Origin of the sequence: Caloranaerobacter longqiensis (assembly GCF_050286925.1) — a bacterium.
Taxonomy (GTDB): Bacteria; Bacillota; Clostridia; order Tissierellales; family Thermohalobacteraceae; genus Caloranaerobacter.
In genome coordinates this window covers 353,202-368,666 of record NZ_JBFWFX010000001.1, presented here as the reverse complement: position 1 = coordinate 368,666, position 15,465 = coordinate 353,202, and the positions used below count along the sequence as shown (strand labels likewise).

The 15,465-nt window shown below is 28.8% G+C and carries 14 protein-coding genes; 11 read left to right on the top strand and 3 right to left on the bottom strand.

Annotated elements, in window-relative coordinates; genetic code table 11:
- Positions 1-8: 8 nt before the first annotated feature.
- The 3 genes from AB4Y15_RS01890 (at position 9) to AB4Y15_RS01880 (ending at position 2,293) form a co-directional block, all read left to right on the top strand.
- Positions 9-1,232, top strand: a complete 1,224-nt coding sequence (locus AB4Y15_RS01890; RefSeq protein ID WP_427338072.1) for an ABC transporter permease — start codon at positions 9-11, stop codon at positions 1,230-1,232.
- 30 nt (positions 1,233-1,262) lie between these two features.
- Positions 1,263-2,003: a YIP1 family protein gene (locus AB4Y15_RS01885; RefSeq protein WP_427338070.1), complete on the top strand. Its 741-nt coding sequence runs from the start codon at positions 1,263-1,265 to the stop codon at positions 2,001-2,003.
- Between the two features lie 86 nt (positions 2,004-2,089).
- Positions 2,090-2,293 carry a hypothetical protein gene (locus AB4Y15_RS01880; RefSeq protein WP_427338069.1) on the top strand — a complete coding sequence of 68 codons (204 nt, stop codon included), beginning with the start codon at positions 2,090-2,092 and terminating at the stop codon, positions 2,291-2,293.
- A 29-nt stretch (positions 2,294-2,322) separates the two neighbouring features.
- Here AB4Y15_RS01880 and AB4Y15_RS01875 read toward each other — a convergent pair whose 3' ends face one another.
- Positions 2,323-2,472, bottom strand: coding sequence for a hypothetical protein (locus AB4Y15_RS01875; protein WP_427338068.1), 150 nt, complete (start codon positions 2,470-2,472; stop codon positions 2,323-2,325).
- 240 nt (positions 2,473-2,712) lie between these two features.
- Between AB4Y15_RS01875 and tsaD the strand changes: the two genes are divergently transcribed.
- Positions 2,713-3,747, top strand: coding sequence for a tRNA (adenosine(37)-N6)-threonylcarbamoyltransferase complex transferase subunit TsaD (gene tsaD, locus AB4Y15_RS01870; protein ID WP_427338067.1), 1,035 nt, complete (start codon positions 2,713-2,715; stop codon positions 3,745-3,747).
- 321 nt (positions 3,748-4,068) lie between these two features.
- Here the strand turns inward: tsaD and AB4Y15_RS01865 are convergent, their stop codons facing one another.
- The gene (locus AB4Y15_RS01865) at positions 4,069-4,620 is read right to left on the bottom strand and encodes a biotin transporter BioY (protein ID WP_163235295.1); all 552 of its coding nucleotides are present in this window, start codon (positions 4,618-4,620) and stop codon (positions 4,069-4,071) included.
- Between the two features lie 153 nt (positions 4,621-4,773).
- Positions 4,774-6,705 carry a ribosomal protection-like ABC-F family protein gene (gene abc-f, locus AB4Y15_RS01860; protein ID WP_427338066.1) on the bottom strand — a complete coding sequence of 644 codons (1,932 nt, stop codon included), beginning with the start codon at positions 6,703-6,705 and terminating at the stop codon, positions 4,774-4,776.
- Positions 6,706-7,143: 438 nt separating this feature from the next.
- On the opposite strand from abc-f, the gene AB4Y15_RS01855 reads away from it, so the two are divergent.
- From AB4Y15_RS01855 to AB4Y15_RS01825, 7 genes are all read left to right on the top strand, one after another.
- A complete protein-coding gene (locus tag AB4Y15_RS01855; RefSeq protein ID WP_427338065.1) occupies positions 7,144-7,782 on the top strand; it encodes a redox-sensing transcriptional repressor Rex in 639 nt (212 codons plus the stop codon).
- A 178-nt stretch (positions 7,783-7,960) separates the two neighbouring features.
- Positions 7,961-9,982, top strand: coding sequence for a methyl-accepting chemotaxis protein (locus tag AB4Y15_RS01850; protein ID WP_427338064.1), 2,022 nt, complete (start codon positions 7,961-7,963; stop codon positions 9,980-9,982).
- A 352-nt stretch (positions 9,983-10,334) separates the two neighbouring features.
- A complete protein-coding gene (locus tag AB4Y15_RS01845; RefSeq protein ID WP_427338063.1) occupies positions 10,335-10,817 on the top strand; it encodes a LytR/AlgR family response regulator transcription factor in 483 nt (160 codons plus the stop codon).
- A 178-nt stretch (positions 10,818-10,995) separates the two neighbouring features.
- The gene (locus AB4Y15_RS01840; protein ID WP_427338062.1) at positions 10,996-11,175 is read left to right on the top strand and encodes a thiazolylpeptide-type bacteriocin; all 180 of its coding nucleotides are present in this window, start codon (positions 10,996-10,998) and stop codon (positions 11,173-11,175) included.
- A 140-nt stretch (positions 11,176-11,315) separates the two neighbouring features.
- Positions 11,316-12,029 carry an ABC transporter ATP-binding protein gene (locus AB4Y15_RS01835; protein WP_427338060.1) on the top strand — a complete coding sequence of 238 codons (714 nt, stop codon included), beginning with the start codon at positions 11,316-11,318 and terminating at the stop codon, positions 12,027-12,029.
- Positions 12,030-12,038: 9 nt separating this feature from the next.
- Positions 12,039-12,776: an ABC transporter permease gene (locus AB4Y15_RS01830; protein WP_427338059.1), complete on the top strand. Its 738-nt coding sequence runs from the start codon at positions 12,039-12,041 to the stop codon at positions 12,774-12,776.
- Between the two features lie 189 nt (positions 12,777-12,965).
- Complete coding sequence (locus AB4Y15_RS01825) at positions 12,966-15,464, top strand: lantibiotic dehydratase (protein ID WP_427338058.1); 2,499 nt, start codon at positions 12,966-12,968, stop codon at positions 15,462-15,464.
- The last annotated feature ends 1 nt before the right edge of the window (position 15,465 follow it).

Below are 15,465 nucleotides of genomic sequence, written 5' to 3'. Positions count from 1 at the left end.
GTGAGAATATGAATTTCTTAGAAAGTATAAAGGTTGCACTTTCTAGCCTCTGGGCTAATAGAATGCGTTCATTTTTAACAATGCTAGGAATAATAATAGGCATTGCATCAGTAATTACTATTGTGTCTTTAGGACAAGGTAGTAAAGCAAAAATAGGAAGTGAATTTGAGAGATTTGGTGCAAATAGAGTTGTTTTTTGGATGAATTGGAGCGCGAATCCAAAATATAGAGATCGTTTTGATGATGGTGATATTGAAAATATTAAAAGAGTATTTAAAGATGACATAAAGGCGATATCTCCTAATTTTAATATTGGTGGTAAGGCAAATAAAGGTAGAGAGACAGCTTCAGTTACATTATATGGAGTAAATGAAGATTACAATAAAATTGAGAGTATAGATATTGTTAATGGTAGATTTTTATTAGAGTCAGATATAAAAGGGAAAAGAAGTGTTGGAGTAATAGATAAAGAACTTGCAATGGAATTATTTAAAAGAACTGATGTTATAGGAGAAAAAATTCTTGTAGATACTGGATATTCAAAGATATCATTTACAATAGTTGGAATATATGAATCTAAAGCTTCTTCATTTGAAAAGTTAGCTGAAAAATTTGGGCAAGAAATACCTACGAATATATATTTGCCTGTAACATATATGAAAAAATTAGGATATGGTGATAGATACTGGGCTATTGAAGTAAATATGGTAGATAGCAGCAGAATTGAGACAGTCTCTAAAGATATAATAAAGCTCATAGAAAGACGTCATAGAAATTCGGGTAACAATTATTATATGAGTCAAAGTGCAAAGAAGCAAATGCAAATTATGGATAATGTGTTAGGGATTTTGTCAAAAGTTGTAGGTGCAATAGCGGCAATATCTTTATTAGTTGGTGGAATTGGTGTAATGAATATAATGCTTGTATCTGTAACAGAGAGGACAAGGGAAATAGGTATAAGAAAAGCTATAGGTGCTAGACGAAAGGATATTCTTATGCAGTTTTTAGTTGAAGCTATGATAATATCAGGTATAGGGGGGTTAATAGGAACGATTTTAGGTTTAATTATTGCAAATATTATCGCTGTTTCAATGGGCTTGCCACCAACAGTATCGATAGCTACTATTTTAATAGCGGTATTGTTTTCTGCTGGTGTTGGAATATTCTTTGGAATATATCCAGCTAATAAAGCTGCAAAGCTTGACCCAATAGAAGCATTAAGATATGAGTAAAATAACAAAAAAATTAAAAGGAGTGGGATTATGACTGAAAATTTAAATCAAAACAATAACGAAATTATAAATGAAAATGAGAATGAAAATGAAATTAGACCATTTACTTGGTGGGAAAGGTTAAAGTATGTATTTACAAATCCTGTAAAACTATTTGATAATTTAAGAGAGTATCCTAGAGTTTTATTTCCAATATTATTAGTTAGTATTGGAATGGCGTTATTAATATTATTAAGATTAGACAGTTATAGGGAATTTTTAAATACCAAGATGATGGAACAGTTAGCAAAACAGGGCACAGAAGTATCAAATTTAGAAGGCTTAGTTAATACACAGGTGTATATATCAATAATTGTAATAGCCGTTACTCCTATAGTTATTTGGGTGTTTAAGAGCTTTTTAACTAATGGGCTTGCATCTGTTTTTGGAGGAGATGGAAGATTTAAAGATGCTTTTTCAGTTGTTTCACATGCTTACATACCCGTATTGTTAGGGCAGGTTATTATAACTATCATATCTTTAATAATAGGAAAATTTGAGGTACTTATTAATTTTGCAGTACTATTGCCGGAATCAATGAATGGTAATTTACTATACATGATATTGTCTCAAATTGATGTATTCATAATTTGGTATCAGATATTAGCTATTATAGGCATTTCTCAAGTATATGGAATATCAAGAAAAAAATCTACTTTGGCAGTATTATTGCCTTGGATAACTTGGATTTTAATAGTTGGGGGCTTAGCTACTTTGAAGGCTACAATGTAAATTATTAAACCGTCACAATCCATAAAATGAATAATAATAGTATATATTTGAAATAATAAGTGCAAAAGATAAAAGGAGGGTGACGGATGGCCAGCAGAGAACAATTAAAAATGGTAGCTCAAAATTGCAGCCAGTATAGACCAAAGGGAGCTTCTATGGTAAGTTCTACAGTAGCAACTGACGATAAAAGTAAAAGCTGCGTAAATTGCGAACACTTTACTGAAGACAATAAATGTGATATTAATCTAGTAGATGAAATACTATCAAATATGGATGTAAAATTAGACTAAAAGGGCACCATATGGTGCCCCAAATTATTTTAAATTTTCTTTTCATTTTTTGAAGCTAATGGTCTGTTTTTAGCAACTATCGCTAAGGCTAAATCGTCATAGCTAACTTCTTTTAATAATCCATCAGGTAGAATGTTAGCTTCTGCAATTCTATTATAAAGAGATTTCCTCTTTTCCATTTCTACACTCTCCTAAATAGGATATATATTTAGTATTGGTTTATTAGTCAATATTATGTATGTTTTTGATAAGGAAAGACAACGAAAAACCTAAAATGTAAAACTAGAAATTTAAAATTAATTTTACATTTTTCATTTTCAATTTAAATTAATACCAAGTACCTGCACTTAAATTCTCTAGTATCTCTTCAGTCGTTAGGTTATAATATACCATATATGAATGAAGTGGAGGGATAAGATTTGGAAAGTAAGAAAGATATTATAACTTTAGCCATAGAAACTTCTTGTGATGAGACATCTGTCGCTATTGTAAAGAATGGTAGAGAAGTATTATCTAACATTATTTCTTCTCAAATAGAAATACACAAAAAATTTGGTGGAGTTGTTCCAGAAGTTGCTTCAAGAAAGCATATTGAAAATATTAATATAATTATTCAACAAGCTTTAGATGAAGCTGATGTTACATTTGATGATATAGATAATATAGGAGTTACATATGGTCCAGGATTAGTTGGAGCTTTGCTAGTTGGGGTATCTACGGCTAAAGCCATAGCCTTTGGGAAAGATATACCTTTAGTAGGAGTAAATCATATAGAAGGACACATATGTGCTAATTTTATAGAGCATAAAGAGCTAAAGCCTCCATTTGTTTGTTTAGTAGTATCAGGAGGGCATACACACTTAGTTTTAGTTAAAGATTATGGAGAATACGAAATAATTGGTAAGACTAGAGATGATGCTGCTGGAGAGGCATTTGATAAAGTTGCAAGAGCATTAGGACTTGGATATCCAGGAGGGCCTATTATAGATAAATTAGCTAAAGAAGGTAATAAAAATGCTATCGATTTTCCTAGAGTATATTTAGATGATGGGAGTTTCGATTTTAGCTTTAGTGGATTGAAATCTGCTGTGTTAAATTATTTAAACAATTCTAAACAAAAAGGTATAGAAATAGTAGTGGAAGATGTAGCAGCTAGTTTTCAGCAATCTGTTATAGAGGTTTTAGTAGAAAAGACGATAAAAGCAGCTAAGGATAAAAAAGTTAATATAGTTGCTTTAGCTGGTGGTGTAGCAGCAAATGAAGGATTAAGAAATTTTATGAGTAAAAGATGTATTGAAGAAGGATTAGAATTAAGATATCCATCAAAAAAATTATGCACAGACAATGCAGCGATGATTGGTTGTGCTGCATATTATGACTATTTAAAAGGGTATAGAGCTGATTTAACGTTAAATGCGATACCTAATCTCAAACTTGGAGAGAGGAAATATTAAATTATGTAGATATATTTATGTAAACTAAATATAAATATTATTTCGACATTATTACTAATAATTAGACACGTCTTGTCCACAGAACATAGTTTCTATTTTAACAAATAATTGTGGATAATGTGGAAAATAAATATAAGTTTGTTACTGACTTAATATATAAATGTGGATAAGTATGTGGATAATGTGAATTTTTTGTGGATTATTTGGATAAAATAAAAATTCTAAGTAATGTAAGATAAAAAATGTGGACAAGTTGCATTGTAGAATGTTGACATAATTTGCACCTTGTCCACACCTAGTACCAAGTACCAAGTATCTAACCTATATCAACTTTGCATTTTTTAAAGCTTTTTTAACAGGTACAGCTATTAAAATAGCGGCAATTAATTTAAGTAAGTCTGCAAATATAAAAGGTAATACAGTTACGCTTAGTGAGTTAATAAAGCTAACTTTAGCAATTATTGCGTATTGAATTGCTCCCATTAAGTAAATAATAATTAGTCCTATTATCATAGCTAAAGTATTTATAGCTAAGTTTACTTTTGGAGAAGTTTTACTGTAAGACTCCACTATTTTTCCAATTACAAAACTAGCTATAGGGAAGGCAATTAAAAAACCTCCTGTATATCCAACTAATACTTGTAAACCACCAGAAAAGCTAGCAAATACAGGAACACCGATTGCACCTATAAGTAGGTAAACTAATTGCGATAAAGCTCCCATTCGACTGCCTAATATAATTCCTGATAAGAATACAGCTAAAACTTGTAGAGTAACAGGAATAGGCGTAAAAGGTAAGTTAATAAATATTTGAGCACATACTGCAGTTAGTGCAGCAAACATTGCTGAAAAGACTAAGTTTCTTGTTGACATACTAATACCTCCCATAAAAAAATAATTGTCAACTTAACATAATATTAAGTTGACAATTAAATCATACAATATATAATCTGGTATGTCAATTGAAAAATTTGAGTCTTAAGTTTTTTTAAAATTCTTTCGCATGAGAGTTATTTTCATAAGAATTTACTTTTTCAACAACACACTATTTTCAGTTAATTCCATCCATTCATCATAAAGTTTTTCAAGTTCCTTTTTTAAACTATTAGCTTCCATACTGATTTCCATGCTTTTAGTTGGATCATTAAAGACTTCAGGTTTGCACATATATTCTTCTAACTCAGATATTTTTTCTTCGTATTGATTGATTTTAGATTCTAAATTCTTAATTTTTTCTTTTAGTTTTTTCTCTTTTTTCTGTTGTTCTCTCAACCTTTTTCTTTCTGCTTTAATTTGAGTTTTAGTTTTATCATCAGAAATTTCTTCTTGAATTTCATTAGCTTTTTTCTTATCTAAATAATAATCATAATTACCGAGATACTCTTTAATTCCTTCACTGCTTAGTTCTAATATTTTATCTGTTACTTTATTTAAGAAATATCTATCATGAGATATGACAAGTAGTGTTCCTTCATAATCTTTAAGAGCATCTTCTAAAACTTCTTTAGAATCTATGTCGAGGTGATTAGTAGGTTCGTCCATTAGAAGAAAATTTGCTTTAGACAGCATTAATTTTAATAGGGCTAGGCGACTTTTTTCCCCACCACTTAGAGTGCCAATTTCTTTGAAAATATCATCTCCTTGAAATAAGAATCTTGCAAGGATAGACCTTATTTGATAATGGTCAAAATCAGGATTTTCATCCCAGATTTCATCTACAATAGTTTTTTCAGGATTTAGATTTGATTGTTCCTGATCATAATAACCTATATTTACATGATGTCCTAAAATTATTTCACCACTTGTCGGATTTATTTCGCTTAAAATAATTTTGAATAATGTTGTTTTTCCAATACCATTAGGACCAATAAGTCCTACTTTTTCTCCTCTGTATATAGAAAAGTTCAAATCTTTAAAAAGCTTGAAATCACCGAAACTCATGGATAAATCTTTTACTTTGATAACTTCATAACCACTTTTTATCTTAGGCTCAAAAACTATCTTAGCTTTTTTTCGATCTTGTATAGGTTTGTCGATTTTTTTCATCTTATCGAGCATTTTTTGTCTGCTTTGTGCTTGTCTTATATATCGTTTACCACCATATGACATAAACTTTCTAATAATTTCTTCCTGTCTTTTAATTTCTTTTTGTTGCTCTTCATATTTTTTTTGTAGAAGCTTTCTTTCTTTTTTTCTCTTTTCCATAAAGGTTGAGTAATTTCCATTGTATGATTTAAGGGTAGAATTTTCGATTAGAAATATTCTATTTACAATAGAGTCTAGAAAATATCTATCATGAGAAATTATTATTGCAGTACCTTTATAATCTTTTATAAACTTTTCAAGCCAGTTTATAGCTTCTATGTCAAGATGGTTTGTTGGTTCGTCTAAAAGTAGAATATCAGGTTTTTCAAGCAATAATTTTGCTAGGGAAATTCTAGTTTTTTGGCCTCCACTTAACTTGTTTATAGGTTTATCAAATTCTTCTTCAGTAAATCCCAAACCTTTTAAAACCCCTTTTATCTCACTTTTATAACCATACCCGTTTTTATCGTTGAATTCTTCTATTAATTTTGAATAAATATTCATTAAATTTTGTAGTCTTGTTGATGAACCTTTTTTGCCCTCGATACTTATTTCTTCTTCTAAATTCCTTAATTTTTTTTCCATATCAATGAGATGTTTAAAGACTTTTAAAGTTTCCTCAAATACTGTGTTATTACTTTCTATTTGTGTATTTTGCTCAAGGAATCCAATTTTATGGTCTTTAGCTATATAAATTTCTCCTGAATCTTTACTTAACTTACCAGCTAATATTTTAAATAATGTAGATTTACCTGTGCCATTCAGACCAACTAAACCTATTTTTTCTCCACTATTTATAGTAAATGATATATTGTCTAAGACTTTGTATATGGCATATGATTTAGATAAATTACTGCATGATAGTACAATCATAAAGACAACTCCTTTAGTTTATGTTAAATTATACTTTGTATATAATTTTAACAGAAAAAGGATATAAGTTAAACCATAAAACAAATGTAGTAAATTCATGGGCTAGGTTGTTTTACTGTATAATATTTTGCTTTAAAGTTAATTATCAATATTATAAAATAATAAAGAGGATTAGTTATCTAACTAAATTTTAAAAGCACCTGTCAAATAATACAGCAATAGGATTTGACAAAATATTAGCAAAATGGTACTATATGTCTATATAATTAACAAATGATAATGTCAGAAGTTTTATGAAAAACTAAAGTAAATAAAAAAATGGATGCAATTTAATTAAATTTTATAGTGATAAGCATGATCGTTCTTGGTAAACATCATTAAAAATATATTTTCAATAATAATAATAATTTTAAATTTTTTAAGGTGAGGGGTAGAAAAATGAAAAAGGGTAACAAAGTATCTATGGCTGTTATAAGGAGATTACCAAAGTATTATAGATATCTTGGAGAATTAAAGGAAAATGATGTAAAGAGAATTTCATCTCAACAGTTAAGTCAACTTACAGGATTTACTGCATCACAGATTAGACAAGATTTAAATAACTTTGGAGGTTTTGGCCAGCAGGGATATGGTTATAATGTTGAAGATTTACATAATCAATTAGGGAAAATATTAGGTCTTGATAGAGTATATAATACTGTAATAATAGGAGCTGGTAATTTAGGGCATGCAATAGCTAATTATCGTCCTTTTGAAGAAGAAGGTTTTAAGGTTAAGGCTATATTTGATGTAGAACCTAGGGTTATAGGAACAGAAATAAGAGGTATAAAAGTTAGGGATGTTAAAGAATTAGAGGATTTTGTTAAAGAAAATCAAATAGAGATAGGAATAATTTGTACGCCTAAAGGTGTTAGTCAAGAAATAGCAGATAAACTTGTAAAGAGTGGTGTGAAAGGAATTTGGAACTTTGCACCTGATGATTTAAAAGTGCCAGATGATGTTGTTGTTGAAAATGTTCATTTAAATGAAAGTTTATTTACGTTATCATACATGTTAAAAGAAAAAATAAGTGAATAGATTATTTGAATTTTTTAGTACTTTAGTCCTATTTATAGATTCATTAATGGTTTAGGAACATAATGTTCCTATTTTTTTTATGCCAAAAGAAGGAATAAGTATTTTTTTGTCGAAAATTGAAAAAGAGATATATTTTTGTCAGAATTCTAAGTATAATGTATTAAAGGGGGTAAGCTTTATGAATAATAAGAGAAAAAGAAGGTATGGGTTAGGTTTTAAAATAATTTCTATGTATATTATAGTAATAACTATATTAATGTCTGGACTTGGAATAATGTCTTATCTAAAATCGGTTGAAATGCTAGAAGAAGGATTAAAAGATGCGACTTTCGAGATAATAAAACAATTAGAATTGATGGTTGATGACCATTTTAAAGGGATTGAAGAAAGTTTTACTGCAATGAGTTATAATCAGGATTTGCAACAAGTTCTTACTAATCCTGAGAGTGTTGATCGAATGATAAAGAGCTTTGAAGGGTATATAAAGGCACATAAAGATATCCAATATATTTATTTAGGAACGAAGGATGGGAAAATGTACTCATATCCTGAAGATGGAGATTTAGGCGAGGATTATGACCCTACTGTAAGGCCTTGGTACAAGCAGGCTGTAGCAAGTAAGAAATTAATTTGGACAGATCCATATATAGACCCAGGTAATGGAGAACTTATTATTTCTGCAGCAATACCAATATACAATGAGTCAGAAAATAATGAATTCGTAGGAGTATTGGGGATAGACATTTCTCTTGAGGCATTGGCTAATATGGTGAATAGTATTCAGATTGGGAAAAAAGGGTATCCAGTCTTAATAGATAAAAATGGGTACATTATGACTCATAAAAATATAGAACTAATTGGTAAACCAATACCTGTTAAAGAAATAGCAAATGCAATAAATAAAAATAAAGAAGGTATTGTAGATTATAAGTTTGAGGAAAATGGTGAATTGTATGACAAGTTTGCTGTATATACAACTGTTGATAGATTAGGTTGGAAAATAGTTGTAATTATGTATATGGACGAAATAAAAGGAAAGGTTATGTTTGTTCTAAGAAGCATATTGTTGTTTAGTATTATTTTCTTATTAGTTGGTGTTGTAGTTTCTTACTTATTATCAAAATCTATAATTAAACCTATTAAGGTCTTAGTTGATGGGATGAGGAAAGTTAAAGATGGAGATTTAACTGCAAAATGCAATGTGAGTTCAAGAGATGAAATTGGTGAACTAGCAGAAGATTTCAATATTACTACATCTGAATTGAATAAATTGATAAGACAAGTTAAAGAAGTAGTAGATGAAGTTACTTCGGCTTCACAGAATTTAGCTGCTACTGCTGAAGAAGTAAGTGCTTCTGCAGATGAAGTTGCAAGTGCCGTAGAAGAAATTGCGAATGGTGCAACAGAACAGGCTGCAGATACAGAAAAAGGAGTTAAAATAGTAAATGGTTTAGCTGAAAAAATTGTTGAATTAAATACAAGTGCAGATGAAATGTTAAATTCAGCTAAGGAAATAATGGATGTAAATACTTCTAGTGTGGATTTAGTTGAAGTGCTTAAGGATAAGACAAAGGAAAATGGTGAGGCAATTAAGAAAATTGAAAGAGCGATTATAGAGTTAGATAATAAAACTAAAAATATTGGAGATATTTTAGATACTATAGCTTCAATTTCTGAACAGACTAATCTTTTAGCATTAAATGCTTCAATTGAGGCTGCTAGAGCAGGCGAACATGGAAAGGGATTTGCGGTTGTTGCAGACGAGATAAGAAAACTTGCTGAAGACTCTGGTAGTGCATCAGAAAAAATTAAAGAGATTATAACTGAAATTCAAAAAGAAAGTAAGAATACAGTTGAAATAATGAAAGAAGTTAAAACTAGATCAGAAGAACAGTCTCAAAATGTATTTGAAGTTAATAAAGCGTTTGAACTTATATCTGAATCTATAGAAAAAATAACAGGAAAAATTGAAAACTTATATGAATTTGTAAATGGCATAAATAAAGATAAAGACTTAATTGTAGATTCTATAAGCAGTATCTCTGCTGTATCAGAACAAACAGCAGCTTCATCAGAGCAGGTAAGTGCATCAATGCAGCAGCAGGCTTCAGCTATAGAGGAAGTTGCTAAAGCAGCAGATAAGTTAAATGAATTGGCAATGAACTTAGAAGAAGAAATGAATAAATTTAAGGTAGAGTAAAAGACTAAGGCCGATCTCGAAAAGAGGTCGGCTTTAATTTTTTTATAATCCATAGGAAATTATAATAAAATCCTATATTTTAAAGATTTAATGTTGATTTTATTGAAACTTCGTCTGGCATGTTTACATGCCAGAGTCGTTATAAACTGTATTAATTTGTGGATAATTTTAAATATAATTTCCGTAATGGATATAGGCAAAATCTACCTTATACAAATTTAAATCGAAGATTTTGTTCAAATTTCATATTTCGACAGAATTTTCAATTAATTTTATGTATAATAAAGTCATAAAAAATAATGATGTCAAATAATGTATACATTCCTAAAAATAAAAAATAGGGGATGATCAAATGACTGCTGTTTTGATTATATTAGTACATAAGAATCTAGTAGTATCTAAAGTTTTTGAAATTCAAAATAGCGACGAAGCTTTTACTAATGATACGAAATTTGTTAGAGCAATAAATAGTTTAGTGAACCGAATGGTGAAAAATAATAAATCTAATAAAATAGTAGTAAGAAATAAAAAAGAAATATTTTTCATTTCATTAGATGATGTTTTATTTATAGAAAAACTAGATAAAGATACAATAATTCATACAAGAGATGAAGAATATTTGTCAAAACAGAAATTAAATGAATTGGAAAACAAATTGCCAAAGAATTTTTTAAGAGTCCATAAATCGTATATAGTAAATGTAGATAAAATCACAAGAATAACAAATTTAGGCAATAGATCTTTTGAAATTAAATTTTCTAACACAAATAAGATTGCTTTTATGAGCAGATATAAGTTTGAAGAGTTAAAAGAAATAATTATCCCTGAGGTATAAAGGGAAAATTCTCTTTATGTTTTGGTTATTTAATTATATTTTTTGGCTATTTACTTTAAAAAAGAGGTTATTTACGCAATTTTGCAGGAGACAAATTGAAATTGTCAGAATATTTAGATATCGATTTCGGATACGAAATCGAACGACTAAATAAACATTACATTTAGGAGGTGTAAGAATGAACGAATTGGAAAAATTGTTTAATGAAGTTGATGACTTAGAAATCATGGAAATCTCTGAAGCGGCTCTACTTAGTGAAACAGGAGCTACAAGTGGATCAAGTTCTTGTGGCAGCTGTTCTTGTTGTGGCTCATCTTCATGTGCTAGCTGTGGTGGCAGTGTACAACTTACACAATAATGATTACAGGTTAGTCTTGTAAAAGAATTTATCACTATATTTAACTTTCATAAAAGGCTCAACATTTTATCAGTTGGGCCTTTTATGAAAAAATTATTATTTTGTATAAAGAAAAGATAGGAAGGATAAGGTGTGATGAAATGAAGATAGTAAAGGTTCAAAATTTATATAAATCATATGGCAGTAATAAGGTTTTAAAAGATATATCCTTTGAAATAGAAGAAGGAGAAGTTGTAGGAATAGTTGGTCCTAATGGAACTGGTAAAACTACGCTGTTAGAAATATTAATGACTCTTAGAAAATATGATGAAGGGGAGGTTGAAGTTTTAGGTGCTGCTTTACCGGAAAAAGCGGATTTTGTTCGCTCACAGATAGGTGTTATATTTCAAGAAGGAGGAATGTATGCATATATAAAGGTAAAAGAAGCACTCGATTTATTTGCTAGTTTTTACAATATAGGAAAGAATAGAATAGATGAAATAATTGAAGAATTTGAGCTTCAGCAGTATTTGAATGTGAAATTTAATAAACTATCTGGGGGATGGAAACAGAGATGTCTATTGGCAATTGCCTTTTTGCATGATCCTAAGTTGATTTTTTTAGACGAGCCCACTACAGGGTTAGATCCAAAAGCAGCCCAGATATTATGGAAAAAAATTAAAGGTATAAAAGATAATAATAGGACTATTCTTTTAACTACTCACTCAATGGAGGAAATCGATCAGTACTGTGATAGAGTTATAATTTTAAAAGATGGAATGATTGTAGCAGATGATACTCCAGAAAATCTAAAAATGAAATTAGATAAGAAATACTTTAATGAAGTTTACTTTAGTTATGTAGAAGGAGTGTAAGATATAATTATGGGGAAATATAGCTTTTTTAGAAAACAGGTTAAGTATGATTTTTTAATATTTTTTAGAGAACCGTTATTTGCATTTCCTATTCTATTTATACCGGCATTCTTTTTTATCGTTTTTACTAGTATGTATGCCAGCTATGGAGATGTACGGTCATTTCAACAGTATGTACCTATTTATTCTATATTAATATCTTTTTTGACAATATTTTTTAATATTGGGATGCAGAGCGTAGCCGATAGGGAATTGGGAGTATACAAAAGAATAATAATATCTCCTACCAATATATATTTCATAGTTGCAACATATATAGTTAGAGGAGTAGTTATATCATTTGTTGGATTAATAGAAATGCTTTTGATAGCAAATCTGGGATTTGGTATACCTATAAGCGATAATTTATTCGTTTTTATATTAGTATTTCTAATTATGATAGGTATAATGCTTCTAATGAGTTTGACTTTGCATGGTTTCTTTAAAAATTCAAGGCAAGTAGTACCATTTACTGTTTTAGTATTTCAATATGTATTATTTGCATCTGGTCTGATGTTTCCAGTTGAAAGACTGTCTAAGGCTTTACAGTATTTCGTATTTGCCAATCCAGTTTACCATATGGATAGGATAGCAATTAGTATATGGGAAAATAAAGTACCTAATGTGGCAAATATATTGGCATTGGTAGTTACTATTGTGATTTGTATACTCTTATTATTAGTTCAAAAAAATAGACAAGAATATTGATTTTTAGAGAATTGCTAAAAGGAAAAAGGTATAGATGAGGCTATTTAAAGATGAAGGAGGTGCAAACCGTTGGCTTAACAAGATATTGTTTTATTTAGTAAGTATAGGCCAACGGTAAAGCGAATGGAGAAAAAAGACTTCCTATTTCCCTATTTTTTAGAGAGGAGAAATAATGTACCTAAAAAAGAGTTGAAAAAGCTAGTAGATGGAAAGCTGATAGATTGTGTTGTTTTAGTGATGAAGTATAAAAAAGAACTTGAAAAAGTTTCTTCAGAAGTATGTGATGTTTTAGAAAAGATTTTTAAAGATACTAAAAATCCAAAGCTATTGAATTGTAAGAGAAAGATATATAATTTTAAGTCTATTAAGCAAAAAGAGATTGTAGAGTTAGACGAATTATCAATTAGATATATATCTGTTTATCGTAAAACTTATGAAGAATTTCAAAAAGCAAAAATGGAATTAAATCAGAAATTTATTGAGTCAATGGAGAATAATAGAGCAAATTTACAAGATTTTTTCAAAAGAGATGATATAGTAAAACTTGCATTTCCGTTAATTAATTCGGACTTTGACAAGAAATTTGATAAGTATGTTTCTGTTGAATGTTCAAAGCATAAGTCTAGAACTAGAAAACTAGATCATCAGTTGGTAAGAATTTTATCAAGAACTACTATGAAGACAAGCCCATTTAGTACGTTTACATCTGTTGCTTTAGGTAGATTTAAAGAAGATGAAGATAGTTATATTAATGATGAAAATATTGAAATATTGAAAAGTGTTGAACTGAATAATTGTATAATTAGAGCGATATTTGATTCATTAATATTGAAGGAGTCTTTTCTGAAACAATTGGAATTTAAAATCTCGATGTATAAAGAATATGAAGACGTTTATTATTTTCTAGTACAAAAGGATACAGGAAAAAGTAAAATTTATAATTCAATAGATACAAATATCAGGATTAAAAAAAATAGAGTAATAGGTAGTATTTTAAATAGATTTAAAAATAGTACATTCACATATTCCGATATTAAAGAGTATTTGGAAAATTTTATTTCAAAAGAAAATGTAGATAATTTCATAATCAATATTTTAATTAAAAATAAAATTATAATACCTACAATGGGGTTATCAGAATTTGGAGAAGATATATTTAAGGAGTTTGAGCAGAAAGTATCGAGGCTCAAAGACGATGATGAGAGAACCATAGAAACTGTTGTGAAAAAGTTAAAAAAAGTAAATATTTTGCTAAATCAATTTAAGACAGCAAAATATAAAGAGCGTTTTTCAATTTATAATGGGATAAAGCAACAAATAATAGATTTGTCGAAAATGCTCAATATATCTATCAATCTGGACATTTTAATATATGAGGAAACTTATTATAAAGATTATGTTCCTATTATAAAGATTGATCAAGAATATAGAAAATTTATAGATAATATTAGGGCGATACAAAAGTTTATAAAAATATTTGATCAGACATATCCAATTTTGATTCCTTTTTCAGAACAATTTAAAGCTAAGTATGGAAACAGGAAAGTGAGTTGTTTAGATTTAGATGTTTATCATTTGTATTCTAAAATAGGCTTTCAATATAGAGAACTTTGGGAAGATTCTCTTTTTGATATAGAAGGTATGAGAAGAGATGATATTAAAAAAGTCTTTGAATTGAAAAAGAAGTTTAAAGAACATATTTTGAAATTAAAGGATAGTAAGTTACCAGAAGTTCAGATAACTGATATAGTGGACAGTATAATTGATGAAGTGCCAAGCAGCATAGAGAAAATTAGTGATATTACTTCATCTACTATTTTTTATCAAAAGGGTAAAGAAAATTATGTTATTAATAAGATTTATAATGGCAACCAAGTATTCTTTTCAAGATTTTCGAAATTATTTTCAGAAATCTATGAGGAAGAAGATTTTAAAAAATATAAAGAGTATGTTTTTGATAAAGATAGATGTGTTGAGGTATTAGAGGGGTTTGGGTTTAATGCTAACTCACATTATTTTTTTAATGAGCAGCGTTTGATTTTTCCTTTTTCTGAAGAAGAAAATCATATGGATAATGCAATTTATCTAAGAGACTGCTATTTTATGTATGACGAAGATAGACAAGTTGTAAGAATATATCATAAAGATAAAGGCGAGTTAGATGTATTCTTTTTAGGCTCATTAATATATGTTCTATTACCGACAGTATTGAGAATGATATTAGGGCTTAATCCTACTTCTAGATTTGATGAATACTATATGAATTTATGGCAACCGAATACTGAAGATAACAAAATCATAGCAGATAGTATTCCTCGTATAAAATATAAAAACATTGTGCTATTCCGAAGAAAATGGCTTCTAAGAAACATTTTTGATATGGATAAAGATGTAGTAGAAATTTATTATGATGTAATATCTACATTTATAAATAACAATCTACCTTTAGAATTTTTTATCAGAAAGTATAGGGGGAATAAAAATATAGATTACTCTAAATTGGGAAGGACTGAACTTAAACCAAAGTATATACATCTTGCAAGTCCATTATTATTTAGAGAATTTATTGTTGAACTTAAAAATAATGAATTTGTAATATTAGAAGAAGTTTTACCCAATGATTCTAATGAAAAATTTGTTAGGGAATATCAAATAGAATATACGACTAAAAAGGGGAGAATGAAATAAC

Coding starts and splice junctions, on each gene's coding strand:
- AB4Y15_RS01890 (WP_427338072.1), top strand. CDS start 9: ATGAATTTCTTAGAAAGTATAAAGGTTGCACTTTCTAGCCTCTGGGCT.
- AB4Y15_RS01885 (WP_427338070.1), top strand. CDS start 1,263: ATGACTGAAAATTTAAATCAAAACAATAACGAAATTATAAATGAAAAT.
- AB4Y15_RS01880 (WP_427338069.1), top strand. CDS start 2,090: ATGGCCAGCAGAGAACAATTAAAAATGGTAGCTCAAAATTGCAGCCAG.
- AB4Y15_RS01875 (WP_427338068.1), bottom strand. CDS start 2,472: ATGGAAAAGAGGAAATCTCTTTATAATAGAATTGCAGAAGCTAACATT.
- AB4Y15_RS01865 (WP_163235295.1), bottom strand. CDS start 4,620: ATGTCAACAAGAAACTTAGTCTTTTCAGCAATGTTTGCTGCACTAACT.
- abc-f (WP_427338066.1), bottom strand. CDS start 6,705: ATGATTGTACTATCATGCAGTAATTTATCTAAATCATATGCCATATAC.
- AB4Y15_RS01855 (WP_427338065.1), top strand. CDS start 7,144: ATGAAAAAGGGTAACAAAGTATCTATGGCTGTTATAAGGAGATTACCA.
- AB4Y15_RS01850 (WP_427338064.1), top strand. CDS start 7,961: ATGAATAATAAGAGAAAAAGAAGGTATGGGTTAGGTTTTAAAATAATT.
- AB4Y15_RS01845 (WP_427338063.1), top strand. CDS start 10,335: ATGACTGCTGTTTTGATTATATTAGTACATAAGAATCTAGTAGTATCT.
- AB4Y15_RS01840 (WP_427338062.1), top strand. CDS start 10,996: ATGAACGAATTGGAAAAATTGTTTAATGAAGTTGATGACTTAGAAATC.
- AB4Y15_RS01835 (WP_427338060.1), top strand. CDS start 11,316: ATGAAGATAGTAAAGGTTCAAAATTTATATAAATCATATGGCAGTAAT.
- AB4Y15_RS01830 (WP_427338059.1), top strand. CDS start 12,039: ATGGGGAAATATAGCTTTTTTAGAAAACAGGTTAAGTATGATTTTTTA.